The sequence below is a fragment of the Paenibacillus sp. FSL H7-0918 genome (assembly GCF_038007025.1).
Taxonomy (GTDB): Bacteria; Bacillota; Bacilli; order Paenibacillales; family Paenibacillaceae; genus Paenibacillus_AQ; species Paenibacillus_AQ odorifer.
On sequence record NZ_JBBOWJ010000004.1, the window covers coordinates 255,816 to 280,604 of the forward strand.

Here is a 24,789-nt window from a genome sequence, read left to right on the forward strand (position 1 = left end):
AAATACATCTTAGTAGTGTTACTCCTTTAAAGAGCCCACGGTTAAGCCTTGTACAAAATACTTTTGGAAGAACGGATACGCTAGTGCTATAGGCAAGGTCGCCAGTACAACCATCGCCATACGAACGGTTTCTGTTGGCAAGGTTGCAGCAATCTCAAAGCTTGATCCCATCTGCATACTGTTCTGAATGACAAACTCCATATTATTCTGAATTCGCATCAGCATCGCTTGGAGTGGAACAAGACTCGCATCATCTATATACAGCAGGGCATTAAACCAATCATTCCAATAGCCCAGCGTACAGAACAATCCAATCGTTGCAATCCCCGGTAAAGAGATTGGAAGTACAATTTGCAGGAAGGTCCGAAACTCACCAGACCCATCAATTTTGGCAGCCTCAATGAGTGCATCAGGTACGCTAGTCTGGAAGAAGGTCCGCATTACTAGAATAAAGAATGCATTCATCGCGATGGGCAATATTAAAGCCCATATCGTGTTGTACAAATGTAAAAACTGCGTAGCCACGATATAGTTGGGAACCATTCCGCCTGAGAATAACATCGTGAAGAAGGCGAAGAAGCTGAAATAATTACGATAGCGAAATGATCTTCGAGAGAGAACATACGCATAAGTTGTTATTAAAAATAAACTAATGAGCGTACCTAGTACAGTAACCATCAAAGTAACTCCAAAGGAACGAAGCAATTGATCACCTGTGTTAAAAACAAACTGATAAGCTGCTAAACTATATTTTTCGGGTAACAAGCTAAATCCATTTAGAGCAAGTACTTTCTCATCTGTAAAAGAAATGGCTATGACAAACAAGAACGGAAACACACAAGTAAAAGCGAAGATGCCAATTATAATATTGAGTACCACATTCCATAAAGGAGTAATGGCGTTGTTGTCGATTTCTTTTGGCTTACGTTTGAATACTGCCATAACGTCACTAACTCCTTTCTAGAATATCGCATTCTCTTTGCTGATCTTTTTCACAATAGAATTCGTTACAAGCACCATGATAAATCCAACAATCGATTGATATAGACCCGCTGCTGTACTCATCCCTAGATTACCTGTCGTACTCATGCTGCGATAAATATAAGTATCGATAACATTCGTTACGGAGTATAGAACACCTGAATCCCGAGGGATTTGATAGAATAAACCGAAGTCCGATCTAAAAATACCACCAATCGCTAAAATCGTTAGCGTTACCATTAAAGGTTTAAGCAAAGGAAGTGTAATAAACTTAATCTGCTGCCATTTGCTGGCCCCATCAATCATAGCTGCTTCATAGTAGGACTTGTCGATACCCGCTATAGCCGCTAAGTAAACAACACTTGAATAACCAATTGATTTCCAAATCCCCATGAAAATTAGGATATATGGCCAAAAGCGAGTATCCCCATACCAGGAAATAGGATCGCCTCCGAAGTAAACAACCACTTGATTCAATATTCCTTTATCTACACTCAGAAAGCTGAAGGTAAAGAAACTAATAATGACCCAAGAAAGGAAGTAAGGCATAAACATCGCCGTTTGATAAACTTTAGCCATCCGTTTGTTTACAAGTTCATTTAAGGTGATCGCAATGCCCACCGCAAGAACTAAACCGAGAGAGATCAACGCCAAGTTATAAAGAATCGTATTTCTTGTAATGATATAGGCGTCCTCCGTCGAGAACAAAAAGTTAAAATTTTCAAGGCCAACCCACTTACTATTTAAAACGCTTGCAAAGAATCCATCCCGATGAATCTTGAAATCCTTGAATGCAATTACTGTTCCAAACATCGGTAAGTAGCAAAAGATCAGGAACCATAATGTCCCTGGTAATACCATAAACCAGAGTACTTTATCCTTAATTAAACTTTTGAAAAATGCAGGCATTATTCCACATCCCCCTTCTCTCTATCCCCAAACAACCCCTATATATCCCTTCGATCTTTTTCCCTCGCCCCTTTAACTACCCTTAATTCTGCGCTATAAAAGCGGTTTCATAAAGTTGAAAAACTCCAGAATCAGATGTAAAAATTAAAGATCCACAGCAGAAAGGACATTTAAAAAGTCTATTTCCCCTTAAATTTGAGCAAAAAAAAAGGAAACATTCTCGTTATCAACGTCCATGAAGCCCGTACTTGAACGTGATACTCAGGAACATTTCCTTTATTTTAGGATCTTGCTTTTTTGTACATATTCCGAAGCTCTGTCGGCGATACACCTACTGATTTTTTAAACTGGCGATAGAAATATGCTGGATCCGGATATCCTACTTCAGCTGCAATTTCGTTGGTTAGTAACGTAGTTTGAAGCAGCAATTGTCTTGCCTTTTCAATTCGAAATTGATTAACATAATCAGAGAAACTACGGCCCATTTCCTTCTGAAATAGCTGGCCCAAATAATTAGGATGCATTTCCATACGCTGACTGAGCGTTTTCAGGGATAGCTCTTCTCTATAGTGTTTGCTTACTTGATCAACCATATATCTCATATTCGGACTGAGCTCATCATTTACTAATGATAATTGGTCTAGTGTTTCTTTCACACTTTCCTGCACATGGTGCACCAATTGCTCAATAGTATGTATGCGCAGCAATGGATTAAACACGGCACTAAAATTAGAGTTTTTCTCCATTTTCTTAGCAATCAACATTAACTCAATCGCTACGTTGTAATTATCAATGCGGGTAATCATGCCACAGCCAAACAGCTTTTCGAACGTTTCTGCGATAAATTGGTTCGTAGCCTCCCGGTCTCCAGATAATAATAATTTGGTGAATTCCTCATAATCAATTTCGAGCTTCTCCTCATGCAGAACCATCTTTGATAGTTGTTCCACATCTATAATCGGGTAACCCGGTAGCATAAGATGATCAACATATAAACTCTTCGCCTTTTTATAACTATTTGGGACTTCCTGAAAAGCATGCTCCTTACTTCCTATCGTTATCCAGACAGACTTTTCTAACTCATGCATAATCTCACATTGCACTTGCTCCAGTACACAATAAAGCTCTTCTTTGTTCTCAGCTTCAGCCCGCTCAGCAATAATAAGAACAAGATCACCTTCCATATCTATAAATACAATAACGGTTCCAAGTTGCTCTAATGATTTCACAGCGATACGATAACATTCATCCATAAGCTGATTCCTATGGAGTTTATCCTGGCCCTCATCGTCATCCTGTTCGGTGATAAGCCGAATCGCAGCCACCGTAAAAAATGAACAGTCCAGTGAGATATTTAAGACTTTTGAACGGTGCTGTAGCTCCTGCCGGCCTATATTGCCAGTTACCCAGCGGTTTAGAATATTATTGCGTAGAACTTGCCAATCCTCTTTAGCATGAAATTGTTCAACATCCTCTTGATTCAGCACTTCAACAATTTGTTCAATGGTTGATTCCAACTCATGTATATTAATGGGTTTGAGAATATAATTTTCAATGCCTAGACTCATTCCAGCTTTTAAATACTCAAATTGCTCATACCCGCTCAAGATTATAAACCTCATTTTTGAATCAAAAACCTTTATTTGCTGAATCAGTTCAAGTCCCGTAAGTTTTGGCATCGTAATGTCAGTAATTAATATGTCGATCCCTTCATTATGATTGCGTAGAAATTCTAAAGCTTCTTCCCCATTAGACGCTTGTCCCGCGATTCTCAATCCATATTTTTCCCATTCAATCACTGAACGTAATCCTTCAAGAATAAGAGGTTCATCATCCACGATAAGTATATTGTGCATTATTAGTACTCTCCCTTACTACTGGTATATTCATGATGACTATTGTTCCTTTATTTACTTCACTAGCGATCGTTAATCCATATTCAGTCCCATAATAAAGTTTAATTCGTTCATTCACATTACATAGGCCTACCGAAGAAGGAGGTTCATCCATTCTCATACTGACTTGAAGCATTTGCTGTAGCTCTGTCAGCTTGCTGGCAGTAATTCCATTCCCGTTATCACTTATAGCAATTTGAATTTCCCCGCCAGATTCAGTAACTTCAATACGGATGAGATTGCCAAAACGGTCAGGTCTAAATCCGTGAACAATATAATTTTCAATGACCGGTTGGATGAGCAATTTAACGATAGAACAATTCATGGCAACTGGACTTATTTGTGATATGATTTGGAGCCTATCTTTATGTCTAATCTGAAACAACTCCAGATACAAATTGCAGTATTCAATCTCATCAGATATTGTAACGACCATGCTTTTCTTAATCATCGTTCGAAATAATGTCGATAAAATGTAAATCATCTGACCTACATCCTTCGCTCCTTGCGTAATTGCCCGCATCCTAATCGCCTCAAGTGTGTTATATAAAAAGTGTGGATTAATCTGCGATTGAAGTGCAACTAGCTCTGCATTTTTCTGCGTAAGCTCCGAAATGTACACTTTATTAATATAGAGTTCTAATCTTTCACACATATAGTTAAAGTTGTTGGCAATTAGCTGCAATTCATCTTCTCGATTTAGGTGAATACGTGTGCTTAAATCACCTTCCTGTAAGCGCTTCATAGATTTGATAATGATCTTCACTTTTTTAGAAAAACGTAAAATAATTCCGTATGTAAAAGACATTGCAGTAATAATAAGCGCTGTGGTAATCCCGATAATCCAAGTTCGAACCGTTTTCATTTCGTTGTTGACCTGTGACTTCTGAATGATCCCTGCCATAATAAGACCTGAGCTATTCGTTGTATTTAAGTTAACCTTGGAGATCCCATCCAGTGTTGTCCAGCCATCCGCATGAAGCGCATCGAGATGTGGATATCGCTGTCCCATATACCTTCCCAATGAATCATATATAACGTCACCGCTTGGGGTTAAGACCAACAATTGACCATTATTTTCTGCAACTTTTGTGCCAAGCCATTTTGAAATAAGTTCTGCGTCAAAATCTACTATGAGCATCCCGATCGTTTTCAGTGTAATCGGATCTTTAATTTCCCTAGTCATTGTATACAAATTGTTATTGTCTTCTCTTATTTCCTTAAGCACTAATTTGGTTTCATGCGAGACCCAGCCATTCTTCGGTAAGGATAACTTTTGCTTAGAACCGTCCATGTCGCTCAAGTAGAATTGTCGGGTATTATTTTTATATAAATAATAAAATTCTTTCTCTGTACTGTATAAAATAACGTCATAAATCCCGTTTTTCTGATTCAAATAGGTTTTGAAATAAGTATCGAACGTATGAGGAACGGAGCTCCCTATGTCTGCATATTGATCTAAACGGTATTTAAGATAATCCCCATAATCATTTTGCAAAAAGTAAGACAAATCCTCACTGACAGAGGCATCGCTATAAATTTGCTGGATGGCTACTTGGATGCTTTCGTACTGCTGATTCATATACAAACTTACATAATCCAGCACCTCCCGATTGGCATCTACATGTTGGCGAGTGATCGTCTGTTCATAGTATTTATATACGGTAATGGATGAGGCAATTAACGTAATTATAATGATCGAAGAGTATATAGCTAAAATTTTATTGAACAGTTTTTTCTGCAAATGGTTTTGATAAAATTTCTTTACATTCAACAAAGCCACCTTCTTTCTGAATATCACCTTTAGGATTAGAAGCTTAACATCACACTTCTTTTTCTGCAATGGAAGCGCATGCATTTTTTTATTTATATATTCTAGCGCTCCAACTTTTCTCTCCACCGAGAGTTTACAACTCACACAAAATCGTCTATAGTTGACTTCTACCCCCCAAACAAACCTATAATAACCCAAATAGATCTTAATCTCCTCGTCCCCCATCAACATATTGGAGGGGCTATTACTCATGTTTCTAACCAAACGCAAACTCAACTCCCAACTAAACGAAATTTCCGAATATCGTTACCGGGATCGTATACACATTCCTTTTTTCAACTCAATGATTGACGAACAAGGTGAAATTGCAGCCGAACCGCCCGTGGATGGAGAATGGTCTAAGCTACGAGTTGGAGATACTTGGAAAGGCCGCGATTTGTATTTATGGCTAACTACAAATATAGACGTGCCTGCCTCTTGGGCAGGCCGTAGAGTACTGGGTCGATTTGATTTTGGCGAGACGGGTGCTGGAAATAACTCCGGATTTGAATCTTTATTCTTTTTTGACGGCAAACCCTATCAAGGTGTGGATTCCAATCATACCGAAGTGTTCTTGCCAAATGAAACGGCAGGCACTCAGCTTCCACTTACCTTCCGGTTATGGTCGGGACTCGAAGGTGGCGGCCCTAAAAAAGATCAGACACATGGCATTCGCATGGCTGAAATTTGTTGGCTGGATGAAGCAACGGATGATTTCTATTTTACCGCGCTTGCTGTAGTTGAGACGCTGAACGTACTCGATGCCAAAACTCCAGAATATACACAACTTATGAGTACAGTAGACCGCTCCTTTCTTCTGATCGACTGGTCTCGTCCAGGTTCAGACAACTTCTACGCTTCGATCGGGGAAGCCCGCAATTATTTGCGTGATGAAATTAACAAAATGGAGAAGTCCTCACCCGTCACAGTTACCTGTATTGGCCATACCCATATTGATGTAGCTTGGTTGTGGCAATTGAAACACACCCGTGAGAAATGTGCGCGTTCCTTCTCAACCGTACTACGTCTGATGGAAATGTTCCCGGACTATACCTTTTTACAGACTCAGCCGCAACTCTATGAATATATCAAAAATGACTATCCAGAAATCTATGAAAATATTCGTGAACGTGTGGCTGAAGGACGCTGGGAAGCTGGCGGAGGTATGTGGCTTGAGGCAGATTGCAACTTGACCTCAGGGGAGTCTCTAGTCCGTCAATTACTCTATGGAACTCGCTTCTTACGTAATGAATTTGGGGTTGAATGTGACTATTTATGGCTGCCGGACGTATTTGGCTACAGCTGGTCCTTGCCACAAATTCTAAAAAAATCAGGAATTAATACCTTCATGACCACAAAAATTAGCTGGAATCAATATAACCGGATGCCCCATGATACCTTTCAATGGCGTGGGATTGATGGCACAGAGGTGTTAACACACTTTATTACAACACCAGAGCCTTGGTCCGAAGAAGATTCTTGGTTCTACACTTATAATGGCCGGATTATTCCTAAGACTGTAAAAGGAATTTGGGATACTTACCGGGATAAAGAAGTAAATCGCAATCTGTTACTTTCTTACGGATATGGCGATGGTGGCGGGGGTGTGAACCGTGAAATGCTAGAGATGCGCCGTCGGTTAAACGATCTTCCCGGTCTGCCGAAGATTGAAACAGGAACAGCGGGAGACTACTTCCGTACCCTGCAAGAAACTGTTGCAAATACAGATCGTTATGTCCATGTATGGGATGGCGAGCTTTACTTAGAATATCACCGCGGCACCTACACAAGCCAAGCCTACAATAAGCGGATGAACCGTAAGCTTGAACTGCTATACCGTGAGGCGGAATGGCTAAATACACTGCAAAGTGTAATGACAGGTGACTGGTCGAACTATCGTCAGACCGATTTAGACGAGGGCTGGAGAATTATTTTGCGCAACCAATTCCATGATATTATTCCGGGCTCTTCGATTCGTGAAGTGTATGAAGACAGTACAATTGAATATGCACAAGCAGAAGCAATAGGTCAGTCTGTCTGGGAGCAATCCAGTAAGGCACTTGTGAGCGGAAATGAAGCCGGTAAATATACGATCTGGAACAATGCTGCTTGGGAGCTGACAGAACTCGTAGAAATTACTGTTGAAGCCGGGATGGAAACAGGACATTGGATAAGCTCAGAAGGAAAACAACTACAAGCTCAGCGTGAAGGTGAGCGCTGGATCGTTGAAGTATCTAACATTCCTTCTCTTGGATACACAACGATCTCCTTCGTAGAAGATGTGAATTCTAAGTCACTAAGCGCTCCATTCAAGCTAAATGAATCAGGAATCTCAACGCCTCACTTCGAAATTGAATGGAACGAACAAGGTCAATTAGTATCCATCTATGATATAAATGAACAAAGACAAGTATTAGCAAACGGAAGTCACGGTAACGTGTTCCAAGTGTTTGAAGATAAACCCCTAGCCCATGAAGCTTGGGACATTGACATCTACTATCAGCAAAAGAAACGTGAAGTCACCGACTGCCGCAGCATTGAAGTCATAGAAAAGGGTTCACTGCGATGTGTTGTACAATTCACATGGAGTTATATGGATTCCACGATTAAGCAGCAAATGATCTTACATGCACACCATCGTCGTATCGATTTCGTGACAAAGGTAGACTGGCATGAGCGACAACAGCTAATGAAGGTAGCTTTCCCTGTTGCAATACGAGCTACCGAAGCCACTTATGATATCCAGTTCGGTAATGTTACGCGTCCAACACATTGGAACACTAGCTGGGATTACGCTAGATTCGAGACTGTGGGGCATCAGTGGGCAGATTTATCAGATCGTGGTTATGGCGTTAGCTTGCTGAACGACTGCAAATACGGTTATGACATCAAGGATAATGTGATGCGTCTATCCTTAATCAAATCGGCAACGCACCCTGACCCTGAAGCGGATCAAGGTGAACATACTTTCACCTACGCTATCCTGCCTCATAATGGGGATTGGCTACAGGGTGACACCGTCCGTCAAGCTTGGTCCGTCAACAACCCTCTACGGAGCACCATGGGGCAAGCAGAAGGAGCATCCAAGTCGCTTATTCGCCTTTCTACTCAGACGGTTATGGTTTCTGCGATCAAGAAGTCTGAGGATGGTCAAAAATTAATCGTACGTGTGCACGACTATTCCGGAAGCCGTCAGCAAATTGATATGACTAGCGACTTGAATATTATTTCGTGGCAAGAGTGTAATCTAATGGAGCGTCCTGAAGGGGAAGTCCACACTGAACCTGTCATTACTTTTATACTTGAACCTTACGAACTAAAAACATTTGAAATCGAAGCAGCAAAATTAATAAAGTAACATACACAATCGAGGTGTCCCTGTAGCCATGGATCAAAGGCTGCGAGGACACCTCTTTATATATTTTCTCATGATTGTTTTATGATTTTAGGTATACACCTTGTGTAATGAGTGATCTTGACGTATACTCCGAGTAAGGGAGAGATGGATATGAGAAAAATGAGGAAAATCACAATATTCACAGGTATTGGATTATTCAGCCTTGTTTTGATTGCCATGTTTGCAATCAGCGCTTTTGTAATCAAAAGACCGGCGACTACCACCCCTATAATTGCGGAAGTGAAGCCTTACAAGTGGAATAAAGTCACGCTAGACGGAAATGTCATATCAAGTGATGGATCAGAGTATTTTTTGTGGAATAAAAAGGGTGAAAATAATAACTGGATCATCTTTTTTTCCGGTGGCGGAGCCAGCTGGGATGCCCAAAGTGCCGCACACCCCATCAAGCTTATGAACTTTATTAAAGGTGGAGATACAGGCAACTATTTCCAGAACATCCCCTTCTATATGTTGACATTGCTGAGAGGCATGATGGATACGGATAACCCTGCCAATCCTTTTCATGGCTGGAATGTGGTCTACCTTCCCTATTCCACCGGTGACTTCCATATCGGCAACCGCACAGTTGAATATAAAAAAGATGACGGCAGCCCCTTTACTATGCGTTATAACGGCAGCAATAATGTGCGAAGCAGCCTCGATTGGATATATGCCAACGTGGATAAACCCGGCAAACTACTGATTGCTGGCGAAAGTGCTGGTGGCTTCGGGTCCGCTTTTTGGGCTCCCGAGATCGCCTCTCATTACAAGAACTCCGAGATTTTCCAATATTCAGACAGTTCCTTCTTGAAATCAGACAAGTGGCCAAATGTTGTGAAGCAGGAATGGCAGGCAGACTTCGTGAAGAACTTCGGATATGCCCCTGAAGCGGATATCATCGGGGCAGCTTTTAAAGCGAACGGCCATCTACTTCCTGCGAATGCGATAATATTGCAATCCTACTCGGTATTTGACGAGATTCTAATCCACTTTCAGAACAATATCAACGATTACAAGGGGCCAAGAGATCAAAGCATCATTAATGAGTGGTCACAGGAAATGCGGCAATCTGTTTCTTCTTTGGCAGCCACTTTACCTAATTATTATTACTATCTCACCGACTATGGACTGAACGCTAAGACGGGTACAACTCCGCACACTTTTGCCACCAGAGAGACCTTCTTTCAGGCTGAACAGGATGGTGTGAAGCTTCTGAATTGGTTAGGTGATGCGATCAACCGGAAGAACCCCTATTCAGTGGGCAGCAAATTCCTCATGAATTCGAAGCCAGCTCAGAAATAGTGCTAGAAGCAGCGGAAGAGTTGCAACAAGACAGGAGAGAAAATCAATGAATTTGCGGGAAAAGCAAATGCAAATGACAAGGGAGATCATTAAGGATACAGCGCTTAGCTTATTCTGTGCTCAAGGTATTGAGCGCACGGATATGGCACAGATTGCGGAACAAGCCGGCATCTCCCGGCGTACTTTGTATCATCATTATAAAGACAAGGAAGAGTTAGCCGCTCAAATCTATGTCCTTAATCTGGAGCGGATGTTTGGACAGCTGCTGTTTGATTTTGATTTTGAACACCCTGTACAATCATTGGAGAACATTCTCGATAAATATCTGGCATTAAGAGATCAGCAGGAAGCCCTGATCTACTATGATGCCATTTTTGGAGTTTACTACAGCACGCTTTCCAAAAATCCCGCGGAACTTCCTGACTTTAAGCAGGCTATGGAAGGCTGGTATTCACGGTTAATTCTCCTTGAGTCCATATCAGTAGCTCCGGAGGAAAAAAATAAGTGGCTGGACATTCTGCACAAGTCCACCCACCTGTATTTCATGTATTTACAAAAAGCCGTCATTATTACTCATCAGCGGGGGGGTGTGGTTACGGAGGAAGATCGGGTTATGGACCGGCAATTCAAGGATTTCATTATGTTTGGCGTACGGCAATCCAAGAATCAGACAAACCCTTAATTTCACTTATGGGGCAACCTGACGATAATCGTCGTTCCCGCTCCAACCGCACCGTCCACTTCTATGTTTCCCTGATGCAGGGAGACAATTTTTTTAACGATTGCAAGTCCCAAGCCATTGCCATTGTTGTTTCCATTCCGTGACTTGTCTATTTTATAAAATCTTTGGAATACGGCGTTGAACTCTTCCGGGGAAATCCCGATCCCGTTATCACTGATGGTGACCGATACATCTGCTGCACTGTCATCTATACTAATGCGGATGTTCCCGCCTTCAGGTGTGAACTTGATGCTGTTGCTCAGCAAATTCATCCATACTTGCTTCAGCTGATCTTCATCACCCTTAATTTTGACAGCTTCCGGCAGCTCAAGATCGATAACGATGCCTTTGGCAGACCATTGTGGCTCACAGGTCACAACGATGGTTCTAATCTGCTCGTCAAGATTGAAGGAACCTGCATTAAAGGGATGATGTTCAGAATCCAGGGAAGCGAGCTTCAGCAAATTATCACTTAACCTCGACAGACGTTCACTCTCTGCAATGATGATATCAAGATATTCAGAACGTTCCTCTTCCACAATTAGATCATTGTTCTGCAATGCCTTGGCAAAGCCGGAAATAGACGTAAGCGGTGTCTGAATTTCATGAGAAACGTTGGATACGAAATCCTGCCTCATCTGTTCCAGCTGCTTCAGCTCCCCGGCCATCTCCACATAGCTTTGTGTCAGTTCCCCTATTTCGTCTACTCGGTTTACTTTAAGCTCTACCTCGAAATCACCCTTGGCCAGCCTTCTTGTCGCATTCGTCAAAGCTTTGATCGGCTCCACCAAATATCTGGCGGCAATAAGAATGCATAGACTACCCAGTAAAAGCACGAGTAAAAGCACAAAGAGCAGCATCCGATTGACGATATTTTCGTTCTCGGCAGAATACTGCAAGAACATTGCTTGCCACTCCCCGTTAAACATAAAGGGCATCCCGATAAAGGTATCCTTATCTTTCGCGGAGGAACGATAGAGTTTTCCTTGCAGCACTTGTTTCACAGCCTCGGGGGTGATAGTGACGGCCGGACTATCCTTGAGCCCATAAAAGGTATATTCCCCGGAATGATTATACAAGTGGATAGGGTATGCAGATACCTTAACCATACTATTCAAGAACTCGTCTGTATCCTCAGGCTTGGCGTCATCATAACGGTGAATGATCTCCTTCCCCACTGTGATCATTTCATTCTGTCCCTCGTAACTTATTTGTTTCTGAAAGACATACAAACCAATGAAAAAGGAACAAATCAGACTAAAGATAATGATGCCTAAAAACGTGAGAACGACGCGTACATACAATGTCTTGATCATAGCGCAGGGATCAGCCGGTATCCTAGGCCGCGGGCCGTTTCGATTTGAAATTGCTCGTCGTTACCGCAGAATCTCTCCCTCAACCGGCTTATATGCACATCTACAGTCCGGCCGTCTCCTTCATAGTTCAATCCCCAGATTTGAGAAATCAACTGTTCTCTTGTGAAGATTTGCCTAGGGTGACTAGCCAGCAGAAACAGTAGCTCAAATTCCTTCAAAGGAATCGTTACCGGTTCTTCATCACGCGTAACCTGGAAAGTGCGGCGGTTAAGCACCACATTGCCCAACTGCACAGACTGGGAAGAAACAACCAGCGAGCGTTTAAGCAAAGCTTTTACTCGCATCACCAGTTCAAGCGGATCAAACGGTTTGGTCAAATAGTCATCCGTGCCGAGTTGAAAACCTTTCACTTTATGTGCAGATTCTCCTTTAGCCGTCACCATGAGGAGGGGAATGTTGGCATCAGAGCGCCTGATTTCTCTGCACAGATCCCAACCATCCAATCCTGGCATCATAATATCTAGGATGACGAGATCGACTCGCGAGTTCTCTATAATGGACAGCGCTTTGGTGCCATCCCTGGCTTCTTTGAGGTCAAAACCTTCTTTTCGCAAAAACAAAGACATTAGCTTTCGGATGTTATCATCATCATCAGCAATAAGTATAGTAGCCACGATTGTCCTCCTCTCTTAAGCTTACATTATATATGATATATTCTTGACAAGAAACGAAGTTATCCGAACTGCCAACCCAACAGGTTCCAATAGTAGAAAAACAGAGTCATCACTACAGCCGAAAGTGCCACTAGTGTATAATGCACACGCTTGAAAGCTGTCCAGTATTTATTCTTCCAAACCAGTATAGCCGAGATTAGCAAAGCTAAAGTCAGTCCAACCAAAAGGATTGGCATAACTAAACTGAGAGAAAGCGAAAGACTGATACCGCTGAACTTCTGCATCGTATCCATGGACATAACCACCATAAATATCGTAACGAAAGATAGCAGCGCCCACCCAGCAGTTCCCGCAGATAAGCGGATGGCCCACTTTTCCGGAGGCGTCATCACCTTGATCTTGCGTCTGGAGAAGATTAGTCCAAGCAATGCAGTGATGAAAATCAACCCCGAGCCGCCAAGTACGATAAGCCAAAACTTATTCTGATTCAAGAGTGGCGTACGCTCCAGTGGCATTTCCGGTGCCATACCTAAGAGCATATGTGTAACCTTACCGGTATCATTTGTGCGGAAGCCGATTTGTTCGGTGCCTCCCTCGAGCTGGAACAAATTCGGAGCGATTTCTCTATACAACTGTTGTTCACTACCACTTCCCAAAGATAGCTTATTGTCCTTTACCTTAACATTTAGCTGGGCAAAAAAATTGAAAAATTTATCAATATCACTGTGGTTACGGCGTGTGAATTGATAGGTTCCCGCATATTTCTGAACAGATTCTGCAGAAGTGGAGAATTCAGGCTGCTTCGCTTCAGGATCGGGATAATAGCGCTCAAAAAAGGCATGGACTAGGCCTGCCGCGGAATCACCGCCCTGACCGCCGTTATAGGAAACAAAGATACCTACATGCTTGGCAGGCACAAGATAAAACTCTGTATTAAACATGGGGTCGGAACCACCATGAGTGATTAGTCTAAGACCATTGATGCGTTTCTCAGAGAACCCCAGATCTACTCCCGGCATACGTTTATCGAATTGGTACGCCGTTGAATGCATTAGTTCTGCAGTCTCCGTTCTAAGAATCTGCTGGTCACCATATTTCCCGTTCTGCAGATGGGCAATCATAAAGTGCGCCATGTCTACTGCTGATACTGTACCCGAGCCGGCAGGACGAAAGCCGCCCTCGAAGGTAGGTGTGCCAGGAATAAAGCTGCCGTTCTCACTCGTGTACCCTACAACTTGATTGGGTATGAATGACTCCGGCAAAGGCTCTACCACCGTCGAATATTTCATGTCGAGCGGATCGAAAATATACTTTTGTATATAGTCATTGTAAGGAACACCGCTGACTTCCTCCACAATCAGACCCGCGAGAGTAGCCCCGAAGTTCGAATAAGAACTCATCTCTCCGGGGGGTCTTACCCGTGCCAGCATATGCTTATTGAGTGTTTCCGAGATTGATCCCGGCAATTTGGCAGGGTCGGTAGTGATTTGATAACCCACTCCACCCTCTTCAAACCCCGCTGTATGTGTCATCAAATGGCGCATCGTGATCGGCTCAGGATATGTAGCAGGGATCTCCACTGATTTCAGGTAGGTGTTAATATCAGTGTCCAGATCTATCTTACCTTGTTCGACCATTTGCATCACCGCTGTCCAGGTGAACAGCTTTGTTGTTGAAGCGATTCGAAACATGCTGGTTGTCGGATTAACCGGTGCCGCTTCTTCCAGATTGGAACTGCCATAACCTTTGGTCAAAATAATCTTGCCGTCTTTTACAATGGAGATAACCGCTCCCGGAATTTGCAGCCGGTTCATATCTTTTTCCATAATTCCATCAACGAAGCTAGTCAGTCCCGCGGTATCATCGAGATTGGCAAATGCTTCAATTTGCGCTGCCGGCAGCGCGGTTTGACCCGTTTGGTTCTCAGCCGAGGCCTGTTTCCCGGGAAATACCAAGCTTGCGCCAAAGCCGGCACTAATCACAGCCAATAGGGTCAGACCAGCGATCAGCCTTTTTTTCATAGGTGTCAACATTATTATCCTCCGAGTCATCATTTATTGGGGTGGATGATCATCCGCCTAACACTTATAGAGATTATCAGAGTATTATGAATGGAACGTTAACAAGACAATAAAAAAACTAGACAGCAATCCACCCTTAAAAGTGACGGATCATAGTCTAGTTACATCAGAAAAATCTATAAAAAATCCCATAGCGAACGTATGCCTACAACCTTACTGTAGCTCAGTCCCGATCCCTTTTTCTCTAGCCTTCTTCACGAAGTATACCGCTGTTGCGATATCAAAAACCGCCATCCCCATCGGACAAAAGAAAATCGGCTCATCGGCTCTGAGTTCATTCAGGCAATGGCGCGAGACGACATCGGTAATCATTCGGGTATCGGCACGAGTTAACCCATGTTTCAGATGGAGCTGCTGTATGTCAGTGTTTTCGCGGCACACCTCATCCCAGTCGTCGACGATTATGGACTTCACCGAAGCTAATGCCTCAGGTTTATAATCACGCAGTGAAATATTCAGTAGAAGACTACCTTCCGCCGGAAGCATATCGATATATCTATGATTGGATACGGTACAGGTGATAAAGATATTGGACTTTCGATAAACGTCCGCCCACGTCTCCTCCACTTCTATCCTATCCTTATATATAGATGAGATGTCTGACAAATCTACTTCCCTTATATCAAAGATGCGGACACGTTCAACTCGATCTCCGTACAATGCCATAACCATTTGAAAATGATATTGCCCGATTGGTCCCCAGCCGATAATGCCAAGATAAATCCGTTCAAGTGAACGTGCCTGCAAAAAGTAGCCAATCATCAGTCCACTGATGGAAGCTGTCCTTACGATGCTGGGGAGCGGAGAGCTTAGGACGGATATAGGCTCGCCCGTAATGGGATCATTCAAGACAATGATGCTATGCGCGCGGGGAAGACCAACCTGGATATTATCCGGGAAGCTGGAAATCCATTTGATCCCTGCTGCGTTCACGTTCCCCCCTACGTATGCGGGCATTGCAATAATACGATTTTGAGGATTTTTATACCTTAGATAAGGTTTTACGGGCTGCGCGTAATCTCCAGAATCAAGTATGCGCACCGTAGTTTCTATCGATTCCACGAGAGAAGGCCAATCAAGCCCCACCTCCCGGATGTCCCGATCGTTTAAATACAGCATTCCACAACCTCCTTTTGCCGCTCGTTAAGCAAGGACATCTCCACCGTCAGCCGAGAACTCCTGCCCAAATTCATTCTGAATCCATGGGTCAGAGTATACCGTATCGAGGTAACGCTCCCCTTTGTCATGCAGGATCACCGCACAGACAGATCCTGGAGCCAATTCTTGCTCCATACGCCTAACAGCGGCAAGGTTAGCCCCTGAGGATGCACCGGCCAGAATCGATTCATTCTGAGCGAGTGCTCGGCATCCTTTTACGATATCCAAGTCTGAGACATGCACGATACGGTCGATTAAATCCGTTCTGCAGAAAGGGGGTACGATGCCAGCACCGAGTCCCGGGAACCGCCGTTTCTCTTTGTTGCCACCAAAAATAGTACTTCCCTCCGCATCGACGGCAACAATCTTAGTCTTCAGACCATGATCCCTTACATATTCCGCGAGACCTCGAATCGTGCCGCATGTACTTACGCTGCAAAACAAATAATCTACTTCCCCAAGCTCAGTCACGATTTCTTTCATGGTCGTATGGTAGTGGGACAAATAGTTATTTGCGTTTGCATATTGATTCGGCCAGTAGCTGCCCGGTATTTCCTCCAAGAGTCGCTGCACTCGATTCAGTCTAGCAGGCAGATATTCACCGGTCTCGGGGTCGGGATCGCTAACAAAGTCAATTTTTGCAGTTAATGTTTTCAGAATCTGCAGATTTGTTGTGGTAGTTCTTGGATCAACCACGCTAATAAACCGCAGCCCTAAATATTGGCAAATCATCGCCAAGCTAATCGCCATATTTCCCGAACTTGACTCAATAATAGTAGTTCCCGGCCCGATTTTCCCTTCCTTCCATGCCTCATGGATCATCCGCAGAGCTGGACGGTCTTTCGCACTTCCTCCCGGATTTAGCAGTTCCATTTTTGCGTAGACTTCGAACTCACTGTTCTGGAACAAATTATTCAGCTTGATTAATGGCGTTTTTCCGATAGTCGACAAGATACCGCCTTGGATATTTATGTCCACCTTAGCTTTGTCCTTCTGATAATATAACTTCTTGTTCTTGACCTGCCCGCTGGCCAGCGACTCCCCTTTAGCTACTATAATGATCTCAATATCATCAAGCAGATGGTTGCGAATCATCATCCCGATTTCCGGAATACACTCCCTGATTTCCTCTTTGATTACCGGAATAATAGAGGGCTTCACAGATTTACTCTTGATATAAATAGAGAGCGCATTGTTTTTTACCTTGACCCGAATGATCGCATCTTCAATATGACGGTATACGACCTGCTCGATATCGTACAGGCTGATCTTCTCACCGTGCTTCAGTTCTTGACCCACTCTTTTTACAATGGACTCAAAGCTTTGTTGTTCAACCCCGTCTATCATCACAGGCCTAAAATCCCTTACAACGTCATAAGTAACAAAACGAAGAGCTGGCAGCATCTTGCGGACAGTTGAGGTAAGCACCAGAATACTTTCATTGTTCCGAAGCGGCCTTACTTCTTCGTCTAACTCCTGAACCCCGATTCCTTCCGCAAAAATTCCGTCGGCAAAAATGTACCTGCCATGATCATGGGAGTAATAAGCGATCGTACCGATTTCAATGGAGCCGTAAGTATCGATGATATCTCTAGGATCAATACCAAACAAGCCAGCCATATTCCGCTGCCACTCAGGCGGAGCAATTTCCCCTACCAAAATAATCTTGCGAATTCCGAATTCACGCGGGTTTCCGGCAGCATATACGATATGGTCAAGGATGGACGGCATCGTATAGAGCAAGTCAGGTTTAAAAGCTTTAAGCTGTTCAATATGCTGTTCGATTGGCAGTTCAAAGGGTATTGAACTTTTCTCCAATCCTAACCTTTCAAAAATGGTCAGCGCAGTGTTTGCTGCATGTCCAGTGCCCATATCCGCCAACGCTCTGTTACATCCGCTTCCCGCAATAAGCTCGCCGAATAGCTTCGTTTTAATATCCACATAGTGTTTGTCATCTTCCTCAGAGTAGAGGATTGCTTTTCTACGGCCTGAGCTTGTACCAGACGTCCTATAAACAGTCCAAGAAGGATCGATGGGTTGGTTATAATAGAAGGTTTCAAGTGTTTTCGAAGACATAAGAGGTAAGTTCTGCAGGTTATAATTCGTTTTCTCCCCATCAATCAGCCCCTTGTACCAAGGGTATTCGTCCATTACTTCTTGCACCTTATTCTGCAATTTCCCGAGCAGCATCATAGCCGCCTCCCGTTGACCGCATGCTGCAGCCCAAGTTTAATAAATGCCTCCAATATTCATATGTAGAATTCTTTGCATGTGTTCTATTATTCTGTGTTTGCCCAAGCAAAAACTGCGTATTCCCGTAATATAGCCTATAGATATATAGAACGGAGGAACAAAATGAAGGAGCCAATACGGCGGATATCCAATAAGCTGACGAAAACAAGGGTACTGCTTAGAAAACAAGAGCTAAGGAAGTATATCCCGATAACGAAAAAAATGAATAAAAACCTACTCTATGAGATGTTGCAAAAACATAAAATGGTGTACATTAAGCCCTGCTGTGGATCTTTGGGACAGGGTGTAATCCGGATTGAAAGATCGCAAGATCATTCCTCCAAAAAACGACCAGCCTACAGCTATCAGTCCGGTACGCATAAACATACATTTTCTGATTACGAGATGGCTTATCGGGCAATCTCTAGCGAGACCCAAGGAAAGTCCTATTTGGTGCAAAAAGGGATTTGGCTTTTGGTTTATGAGGGAAGGCCATTTGATATCCGGGTTATGGTGCAAAGAAATCTTAAGGGTGGGTGGGAAGCTACAGGCATTGCGGGTCGCGTAGCTCATCCTCGCAAAGTGGTTACGAATGGGAGCCAAGGGGGAACGATTTATCCGGTAGAGGCATTATTAGAATCCTACACAAACGTAGAGAATAGTAGCGCGTTGATCCGGTCCATGCAACAAATCGGAGTGAACTCCGCCAGACAGCTGAGCACAGCCTATCCCGGCCTGCAGGAAATCGGTGTGGATATTGCTTTGGATCGACGCCTTAAACCATGGATCTTGGAAGTAAATACTGCCCCCGATCCGTGCCCGTTTACCAAACTGAATGACACCAGCATGATTGAGCGAATCGTCAAATATGCAAAAGCCTATGGCCGCACATACAATCTTAAATGCATGAAGTCCAAACAGGGTATGGTCTGAACGGATTTGATTGGTAATAATACAAACAGCCCTGATATATAAAAATCTCTACCAGAGCTGTTTGTGTTGTTTTAGAATTCGGAGTCGCTCACCTTAACAAGCATCTTCCCGAGGTTCGCACCTTGGAACAATTGCAGGAATGCTTCAACCACATTGTCGAATCCTTCAACAACTGTTTCTTCATATTTTAATTTACCTTCTGTTAGCCATTTTCCAAGCTCTTGAAGTCCTTCTGACTGGCGGGCTGCGTAATCACTAAGAACGAATCCTTTGATAAGGGAGCGGGTTTTGATCAATCTGCTCTGAATACGTGGACCCATATCTCCATCTGTACTATTATAGGAAGAAATAGCGCCACATAGGGGAATACGTGCATAATCATTAAGCAAGCTCATCACAGCATCTGAAATCGATCCACCCACGTTGTCAAAATAAACATCAACACCCTTTGGACATGCTTCTTCCAAAGCCTGGCCTAAATTTTCCGTTGTTTTATAATTAATGGTTGCATCAAAGCCAAGTTCTTTTTTCAAATAGTCGCATTTATCATCGCTACCTGCGATCCCAACGACACGAGCGCCTTTGATTTTGGCAATCTGTCCAACAAACATCCCCACTGAACCCGCTGCTCCAGACACTACGACAGTCTCTCCTTCTTTCGGCTGCCCGATATCAAGTAAACCGAAATATGCAGTGAGCCCTGTTAAACCTAGAACACTTAAGTAAGCCGATACAGGTGCAATCGAATCATCGATTTTGGTTACTGCTTTAGCATCTACAGTATTATATAACTGCCAGCCCAGCATACCGATGACTTTATCTCCAGCTTTGAATCGCTCCGATTTGGATTCTACGATCTCTCCCACAAGTCCTCCAGCGATGACTTCATTAAGCTGATACGGAGGAATATACGATTTAGAATCATTCATTCTTCCGCGCATATAAGGATCCACTGACAAATACAACGTACGTACAACAACTTGTCCTTCTTTTGCTTCAACTACAGGAATATCTTTGAACTCGAAATTTTGCTGGGTTGGCATGCCTACAGGACGTGAAATTAACAGGACCTGTTTATTTTTCAACTGATTCATAGATCACTACTCCATTAATATTTATTTTTGCTGCTACCTATAACTATTAACCAAACCCTGTACATGATTATCAAATAGTTATAAAACTATCAAACTATCAAGAAAAAATTATAGGTTTCCGGACATATTATAAACTGTCCAAGAAACCCGGTAATAATTCGCTAAACGTATCCTCTCGAAGCTGGCTAATCTTATTCTGCCCCATACGTGTGACACTTACTAAATCAGCTTCATACAAAATCTTCAGATGGTACGACACATTGGATTTATCCATTCCCATAGATTCACCAATGGACCCACATGTATTGTTCTCCTTATGGAGATGAAGATAACGAATCATTTCAATTCGTTTCACTTCTGCTAATGCTTTAAAAATCTTCACTCGCTTTTCATCATCTTTTAAGGAATATTGTTCGATAGTCATAAAACTATTGTATTCTTCTGATTGCGCAAAGTCAATTTACAATCCCATTTCTTAATCGGATTCATTTTTGTATAATATACCAATCGGCATTAGCGCGGATCTATTTATAAGGAAAGAGGGGTGGTAGAAATGGACATTACCAAATACGAAAATCTTGTTCCCCGTGTTTTTTTGTTCGTTGATCGCCGATCCTTCCCGGATTGGGAGATTACGAGGAGTAAAATTGATTTCCATGATCTTACCTTCATCGTAGAAGGAAAGTCTGACTATTTTATTAATGGAGAGAAATTCACGGTTGAAGCCGGGGATATGCTCTATGCCCCTTCTGGCAGCATTCGGGAAGCTCAGACTTTCAAGGAGGCACCCATGCGTTCCTTTGCCTTCAATTTCTTCTGGGAGGGTGAGGACAATCATGTGCAGCTCCCTTTTGAGACTGTAACTAGGAATTGGAGAACTAAAGAGATTCTAGAGGATATTAAAGAATTCTCACATGTCTGGATGGGCAAACAACCTTTCTACAAAATGAAGGCCCGGGCCATCTTTCAACTGATTGTGTACCGCTTATTAAGTATCGCCCACCATCAAGAAACACCTCTGATAGATCTAAGAATCCAAAAAGTGATGACCTATATCATGGATCATTATTCGGAGGAAGTTACGATCAAGGAGCTGGCAGATTTGGTTGCCCTAAATCCCGTATATCTTGGTAAGCTGTTTAAGCAGAACACTGGCTCCACCTGTAAAGAATTTATAAACAAGGTGCGGGTGAACAATGCTGAGATGATTCTATCGGCAGGTGGTTTTAATGTGTCCGAAGTGGCAGCGCACTGTGGTTATCAAGATGTTGCCTACTTCAGCAACGTTTTCAAAAATATAAAGGGTTATCCTCCGTCATCTGCCCTGAAATAACGGAGGATCCGAAGCAACCCTGTTGTTCGCCCTATTAATTCAACCTAACTAAGAATGGACGCCGTCCCGCTAGTATAAAAGCTCTCCTCCGGCCCTAAATAGGAATAAGGAAGCTGGGCAGCGGACAATACAAGCTTTTGTAGAACCAGACCCGCATCCAATCCGTAAAAGCGGAGGGTATGAAGACCCTTCGTTAAAGCATGGCTGGTGGTTACAGCATGAATATTGTCCATAACCGCACGGCACCACGGTTCATTATCATGATTGCCGCCTTCAAAGTTCGTTGGTAAAGCATCCTTAATCACGGGTGCCTGATCATCGAAACCTATCGCATATTTTAACCGGCTAGTTTGTGACAGATTGTTTGTCGGCGCAATATACGCGGTTAAGCTATAATCGGTGTCCTGCTGCACTAGAATCCGATATTCCAGACAAGGTGCATCCTCCGGTTGTTCAAAAGATACAGCATCCGGAAACATTTTAACCGAGGATAAAGAACGTCCATAGCTGTCAATGGTCTTCCATACCACCCCTGATTTCGAAACACGAGTTATGGTATGCTCCGCTTCAATGGACACGATATTATGGGTCTCGATGAATGTCATCGGTGGCATATCCGGAATGTCTATCCAATCCACGGCTGCCTTCACCTTAATTATATTCCCGGCACCGGAGATCGTAATTTCGCCCGTCGATGTTTCTTTGACCTTCTCCCAATCTACGGAAACCTGAAGCGTCTCCCCTGCCTCAATCCAGCCGCGTATTTTCTCAAGCTTGATCCAATCTATGCTGCTCCGCACCTGATATTCAAAACCCGCTTCTCCACCGTTACTGATTGTGATGCGATAGTTTTCTTTTTGGAGATTTGTAAATACCGGAAGATTAGCTGTGCCGGAAACATACGCTTGTTCCGTTCCTTCCACATCGACAATCATTAAAGAACCTCTGGCGGGCGTCAAGGTGTTTACATCCGGATATTTCCACCCTTCTGCATTCCAATGTATATACCCTACATGAGGGGAACTCATCATTCCCTGCCATTTTCCATCCGAAATTCCGCTATTATAAACCAGCTCCAGATACTTATCCCGTTCGATGGTTTCGCGGGTCAGAGCAGCGTAAGTATTTGCCAACATACTATTTCGCTTAGCGTATAGATGGTTCAGTCCAGCATAAATTTGCATTTTGACCACATTGGCCGAGGCAACAGCAGGGAAATATACGAGCTGGAAGTAAGCATCCTTTAGTTGTTCCGGGATTAGCTCATCGTATTTGCCGGCAGCCTTCTCGATCATCACCGCTTGCTCCAGAACTCTGTGCGCCTCATTGTAATGGATAGGACTGAAGGTGGACGGATAAATAATTTCAGGCTTGCGCCGACCGTTCATCCGGATATAATCCCCTAACAATTGTGCGATTCCCAGACATGTCTCTTGTTCCAGCACATATCCGAATTGCTGCCCTACCCAACGGTTGGTGTATTCCACAGTCCGATTGATTGCACCTGTCCCCCAAGCCTCAAAATCGTAGGCCAAATCCAGAAAGTAGGAAATGGGCAATTCCATAGGCTTCAAATCCCCGACGTTCACAATCCATACATCACGGATGCCATAGTCAAATGCCATACACATTTGCTCCCAGACTTTTTCAAGCGGGGTCGTATTTAACCATTCATAGGAATGCGGACCACCATGGTAGTCAAAATGATAATACATCCCCCATCCTGCGCTGCGGTTACGTTCGTTTTTCGTCGGGATTTTGCGGAGATTGCCAAAGTTATCGTCAGCAAGCAGGATCGTAACGTCATTCAGAACATCCCAGTCCTTCAACCCTTCCACCCCGGCAGTGCCATACCAGTACTTCTCAACTTCCTTATAAACGGCCAAAATTTGCGGCGCATGTTCAAGATTGTATTTCTTCAATAGTTCTTTTTGCGTAAGTATAATATCCTTAAGCAGATCAATATTCTCCTGATCGGAGCCCTCCAGCGCAGAGTCACTTTCCCCCCGCATGCCTAGGGTAATCAAGTTATCAAAGTCCTGATTACGCTTGATTCCGTCTTCCCAGAAATCTGTAATCGCCTGTTTATTACGGGCGAAATCCCATAGGTTACTTGTTCCGTATTGGCTGTATACCTTCTGCCATTCACTGCCTGCCCGGAATAAGGGTTCATGATGGGAGGTCCCCATAATAATTCCGTATTCTTGTGCATGCTTGGCGTTGGCAATCGGGCTGCTTTTACCATTCAGGCTGAATTCGGCGCTCCACATCGCCGGCCATAAATAATTCCCCTTCAAGCGAAGAATGAGTTCAAATACCTTGACATAGAAATCTTCATTAAAGTCACCAAATCTTTGAGTTACCCAAGAACCTAAAGACGGCCAGTCGTCATTCAAAAAAATACCTCTATATTTAACCGAAGGCTCCTTGGAGATCACATGAAGCTTGTTATCAGGAATGGACAATGCCGGCTTCTTCTCCGGCACAATATCCGCCCAGTACACCCAAGGACTAACTCCAATCTTTTCGGAGATCGAATACAACCCGTAAATCGTCCCTCGTTTATCACTTCCTACAATGACTAGCGCCTTGTCCACTCCCGCTGTGGGTTGTTCAACCACCTGAATTTTATAACATTCTCTTTTATTTTGGATGGCCGATACATCAACGGTTCCCTCCGCGATTAAATCACCGATAAAATCATTGCTGCCTATCGATCCAGCGATTATGACTGTTCCATCCAATTCGTTCAATTGTGTATATATCTCAGGCTCAACCTCTGTTACCTGTTTAACATCTGCTGCAAAAGACTGTGCCACCCGGCGTAATCCCTCATAATCTTTCCCCTTGGGGTCTATGTAAATCTTGGCAGCATTGCCCTGCTTCACAAGGTGCAATTCCTTCGTAGGCATGATAATTCTCCCCTTAAGCATCCTATTTTCGTATGACT

At 43.3% G+C, this 24,789-nt stretch carries 17 protein-coding genes; 5 read left to right on the forward strand and 12 right to left on the reverse strand.

Annotated features, from left to right (window positions below):
- Window positions 1–18: 18 nt before the first annotated feature.
- From MHI15_RS26125 to MHI15_RS26140, 4 genes are all read right to left on the reverse strand, one after another.
- A complete protein-coding gene (locus MHI15_RS26125; RefSeq protein WP_038569957.1) occupies window positions 19–942 on the reverse strand; it encodes a carbohydrate ABC transporter permease in 924 nt (307 codons plus the stop codon).
- Window positions 943–960: 18 nt separating this feature from the next.
- Window positions 961–1,890 (reverse strand): ABC transporter permease, encoded by a 930-nt coding sequence (locus MHI15_RS26130; RefSeq protein ID WP_076129998.1) that lies wholly within the window; start codon window positions 1,888–1,890, stop codon window positions 961–963.
- Between the two features lie 281 nt (window positions 1,891–2,171).
- Complete coding sequence (locus tag MHI15_RS26135) at window positions 2,172–3,746, reverse strand: response regulator transcription factor (RefSeq protein WP_076129997.1); 1,575 nt, start codon at window positions 3,744–3,746, stop codon at window positions 2,172–2,174.
- On the reverse strand, window positions 3,721–5,529 hold the full coding sequence (locus tag MHI15_RS26140; protein ID WP_341165068.1) for a cache domain-containing sensor histidine kinase: 1,809 nt from the start codon (window positions 5,527–5,529) through the stop codon (window positions 3,721–3,723). Before MHI15_RS26140 ends, MHI15_RS26135 begins: the two co-directional genes overlap by 26 nt.
- A 280-nt stretch (window positions 5,530–5,809) precedes the next feature.
- Here MHI15_RS26140 and MHI15_RS26145 point away from each other — a divergent pair, with 280 nt between their 5' ends.
- The 3 genes from MHI15_RS26145 to MHI15_RS26155 all read left to right on the forward strand — a co-directional run bounded on the left by MHI15_RS26145 (window position 5,810) and on the right by MHI15_RS26155 (window position 10,979).
- Window positions 5,810–8,956 (forward strand): alpha-mannosidase, encoded by a 3,147-nt coding sequence (locus MHI15_RS26145; protein WP_341165069.1) that lies wholly within the window; start codon window positions 5,810–5,812, stop codon window positions 8,954–8,956.
- Between the two features lie 150 nt (window positions 8,957–9,106).
- Window positions 9,107–10,297, forward strand: coding sequence for a pectin acetylesterase-family hydrolase (locus MHI15_RS26150; RefSeq protein WP_341165070.1), 1,191 nt, complete (start codon window positions 9,107–9,109; stop codon window positions 10,295–10,297).
- Window positions 10,298–10,343: 46 nt separating this feature from the next.
- A complete protein-coding gene (locus MHI15_RS26155; protein ID WP_076129994.1) occupies window positions 10,344–10,979 on the forward strand; it encodes a TetR/AcrR family transcriptional regulator in 636 nt (211 codons plus the stop codon).
- A 2-nt stretch (window positions 10,980–10,981) separates the two neighbouring features.
- Here the strand turns inward: MHI15_RS26155 and MHI15_RS26160 are convergent, their stop codons facing one another.
- The 5 genes from MHI15_RS26160 to sbnA all read right to left on the reverse strand — a co-directional run bounded on the left by MHI15_RS26160 (window position 10,982) and on the right by sbnA (window position 18,437).
- A complete protein-coding gene (locus MHI15_RS26160) occupies window positions 10,982–12,334 on the reverse strand; it encodes a HAMP domain-containing sensor histidine kinase (RefSeq protein ID WP_076129993.1) in 1,353 nt (450 codons plus the stop codon).
- Entirely contained in the window at window positions 12,331–13,008 is a 678-nt protein-coding gene (locus MHI15_RS26165; RefSeq protein ID WP_341165071.1) for a response regulator transcription factor, read from the reverse strand. The genes MHI15_RS26160 and MHI15_RS26165 overlap by 4 nt, the downstream gene beginning before the upstream one ends.
- 59 nt (window positions 13,009–13,067) lie before the next feature.
- The gene (locus MHI15_RS26170) at window positions 13,068–15,041 is read right to left on the reverse strand and encodes a serine hydrolase domain-containing protein (protein ID WP_341165072.1); all 1,974 of its coding nucleotides are present in this window, start codon (window positions 15,039–15,041) and stop codon (window positions 13,068–13,070) included.
- Window positions 15,042–15,242: 201 nt separating this feature from the next.
- Complete coding sequence (locus tag MHI15_RS26175; RefSeq protein WP_076186487.1) at window positions 15,243–16,208, reverse strand: 2,3-diaminopropionate biosynthesis protein SbnB; 966 nt, start codon at window positions 16,206–16,208, stop codon at window positions 15,243–15,245.
- 24 nt (window positions 16,209–16,232) lie between these two features.
- Window positions 16,233–18,437, reverse strand: a complete 2,205-nt coding sequence (gene sbnA, locus MHI15_RS26180) for a 2,3-diaminopropionate biosynthesis protein SbnA (protein ID WP_341165073.1) — start codon at window positions 18,435–18,437, stop codon at window positions 16,233–16,235.
- A gap of 165 nt (window positions 18,438–18,602) precedes the next feature.
- Between sbnA and MHI15_RS26185 the strand changes: the two genes are divergently transcribed.
- Entirely contained in the window at window positions 18,603–19,412 is an 810-nt protein-coding gene (locus tag MHI15_RS26185; protein ID WP_341165074.1) for a YheC/YheD family protein, read from the forward strand.
- A 71-nt stretch (window positions 19,413–19,483) separates the two neighbouring features.
- Here MHI15_RS26185 and MHI15_RS26190 read toward each other — a convergent pair whose 3' ends face one another.
- Window positions 19,484–20,506 (reverse strand): NADP-dependent oxidoreductase, encoded by a 1,023-nt coding sequence (locus MHI15_RS26190; RefSeq protein WP_076186483.1) that lies wholly within the window; start codon window positions 20,504–20,506, stop codon window positions 19,484–19,486.
- Between the two features lie 127 nt (window positions 20,507–20,633).
- Window positions 20,634–20,930 (reverse strand): ArsR/SmtB family transcription factor, encoded by a 297-nt coding sequence (locus MHI15_RS26195; protein WP_038569940.1) that lies wholly within the window; start codon window positions 20,928–20,930, stop codon window positions 20,634–20,636.
- A 129-nt stretch (window positions 20,931–21,059) separates the two neighbouring features.
- Here MHI15_RS26195 and MHI15_RS26200 point away from each other — a divergent pair, with 129 nt between their 5' ends.
- Window positions 21,060–21,839 carry a helix-turn-helix domain-containing protein gene (locus MHI15_RS26200; protein WP_076204516.1) on the forward strand — a complete coding sequence of 260 codons (780 nt, stop codon included), beginning with the start codon at window positions 21,060–21,062 and terminating at the stop codon, window positions 21,837–21,839.
- 44 nt (window positions 21,840–21,883) lie between these two features.
- On the opposite strand, the gene MHI15_RS26205 is transcribed toward MHI15_RS26200, so the two are convergent.
- Window positions 21,884–24,751 carry a glycosyl hydrolase 115 family protein gene (locus tag MHI15_RS26205; protein WP_341165075.1) on the reverse strand — a complete coding sequence of 956 codons (2,868 nt, stop codon included), beginning with the start codon at window positions 24,749–24,751 and terminating at the stop codon, window positions 21,884–21,886.
- Between the last annotated feature and the right edge of the window lie 38 nt (window positions 24,752–24,789).